This window comes from Moraxella sp. (assembly GCF_024227015.1).
GTDB lineage: Bacteria > Pseudomonadota > Gammaproteobacteria > Pseudomonadales > Moraxellaceae > Moraxella.
Genome location: NZ_JAAELD010000257.1, coordinates 1 through 1,726, shown reverse-complemented (window position 1 = coordinate 1,726; position 1,726 = coordinate 1). Strand labels below are relative to the sequence as shown.

General features: G+C 51.7%; 1 protein-coding gene and 1 pseudogene. Both read left to right on the top strand.

What is annotated here, in order from left to right; all coding sequences use genetic code 11:
• Positions 1 to 8: 8 nt before the first annotated feature.
• Positions 9 to 1,382 (top strand): annotated as a pseudogene (gene argH, locus GY683_RS06030) (argininosuccinate lyase); the annotation flags it as partial.
• Positions 1,359 to 1,726, top strand: a 368-nt coding sequence (locus GY683_RS06025) for a metallophosphoesterase family protein (protein WP_367274114.1), incomplete at its 3' end; no start/stop codon positions are given. The pseudogene argH and the gene GY683_RS06025, both read left to right, overlap by 24 nt.

Genomic DNA, 1,726 nt, shown 5'->3' with positions numbered 1-1,726 from the left:
GCATCACCATGACACAACATGCAGCCCAAATGTGGGGCGGACGTTTTAGCGAAGCCACTGACAGTTTTGTTGCCGAATTTACCGCTTCGGTCAATTTTGATAAACGCATGGCAAAACAAGACATAGCAGGCTCTATCGCCCATGCCACCATGCTTGGCGAATGCGGTATCATTACCCAAGACGAAAGTGCCATCATCATCAAAGGGCTGCAGCAAGTGCAAGCCGAGATTGACGCAGGCACATTCGTCTGGTCGGTCGCCCTAGAAGATGTGCATATGAATGTCGAATCTCGCCTGACGGCTATCGTCGGTGATGTCGGCAAGAAGCTACACACAGGGCGCAGCCGTAACGACCAAGTAGCGACTGACATTCGCCTATGGCTAAGAGATGAAACTGACAACATTTTGGCACTGCTCAAGCGCCTACAATCAGGACTGCTTGACCTAGCGGACAAACACACCACCACCATCATGCCTGGTTTCACCCACCTACAGACCGCCCAGCCTGTGAGCTTTTCTCATCATGTCATGGCGTGGTTTGAGATGCTAAATCGTGACAGTGAACGCTTTGCTGACACTCGTCGCCGCATCAATCAAATGCCCCTAGGTAGCGCCGCCCTTGCTGGGACGACTTATCCCATTGACCGCACCATTACCGCGCGTCTGCTTGGCTTTGACGGCATTTGTGGCAACTCACTGGACGCTGTATCTGACCGTGATTTTGCCATTGAATTTACCGCCAATGCGTCGATTCTGATGATGCACCTATCGCGCATGAGTGAAGAGATTATCCTGTGGATGAGTGCGCAGTTTGGCTTTGTCGCTGTGCCTGACCGCTTTTGTACAGGCTCGTCTATCATGCCGCAAAAGAAAAATCCTGACGTGCCTGAGCTTGTGCGTGGTAAGACCGCCCGTGTCTATGGACAACTAACCACCCTTTTGGCACTCATGAAAAATCAGCCCCTTGCCTATAATAAGGACAATCAAGAAGACAAAGAGCCACTGTTTGACTGCGTGGATACGCTAACAGGCTCACTGCTTGCCTTTGCTGATATGCTACCGAACCTAGTGCCAAATGCCGAGAATATGCGTGCAGCAACCATGAAAGGCTATGCTACCGCCACCGATTTGGCGGATTATCTCGTGAAAAAAGGCTTGCCGTTTCGTGACGCGCATGAAGTGGTGGGCAAGACCGTCGCTCTGGGTGTGGCAAAAGGCGTGGACATCAGCGAATTATCACTTGCTGAACTACAAGGCTTTAGCGAGTTAATTGCTGATGATGTGTTTGAGTGCTTGACCCTAGAAGGCTCGCTTAATGCCCGTGACCATATTGGTGGGACTGCACCTAGACAAGTAAAAATGGCGATTGAGCGGGGGCGGGAGCTGCTTAACACCATGCCCCAACCCCCACAAAACCGCACCATCGCCATCGGTGACATTCATGGCTGTAATACCATGCTGATTGCCCTGCTTGATGCCATCAGTCCCACGTCCAGTGATACGCTGATTTTTCTGGGCGATTTGATTGATAGGGGCGCGGACAGCAAAGGTGTGATTGACACCATTCGCGCGCTTGAAAGCAGGTGCGCCGTCATTCGCATTCTTGGCAATCATGAAGAGATGATGTTTCGGGCAAGGGTGTATGCCGATGAGCGTCGTTCGTGGCTGTATTTTGGCGGAGCGGAAGCCTTGGAATCCTTTGGTGTGTCGCCTGATAAAGTGGGCTT